Annotated in this window: 1 protein-coding gene; it reads right to left on the bottom strand. The window is 67.7% G+C overall.

All coding sequences use genetic code 11. The annotated features are described in order from the left end of the window. Positions 1-82: 82 nt before the first annotated feature. On the bottom strand, positions 83-250 hold the full coding sequence (locus tag JHD62_RS23195) for a hypothetical protein (RefSeq protein ID WP_370541117.1): 168 nt from the start codon (positions 248-250) through the stop codon (positions 83-85). Positions 251-254: the final 4 nt, after the last annotated feature.

Genomic DNA, 254 nt, shown 5'->3' with positions numbered 1-254 from the left:
CCCCCCCCCCCCCCCCCCCCCCCCCCCCCCCCCCCCCCCCCCCCCCCCCCCCCCCTTTTCAAGCAGAAGACGGCATACGCGATTATTGCGTTCGTCTCGTGGGCTCGGAGATGTGTATAAGAGACAGATGCAGCACCGTGCCACTGCCGTTGTTGCGCTGCGCGCCCAGCACCAGATGAAAACCGTCCCAGTCACGCCACAGGCGTGGGTCACGGAAATGGCTGGTATAGCCTGCGGGCGGCTGCTCCAGCGTA

Source organism: Aquitalea sp. ASV11 (genome assembly GCF_016429185.1).
GTDB lineage: Bacteria > Pseudomonadota > Gammaproteobacteria > Burkholderiales > Chromobacteriaceae > Aquitalea > Aquitalea pelogenes.
This window is presented reverse-complemented; position numbering and strand designations above follow the sequence as displayed.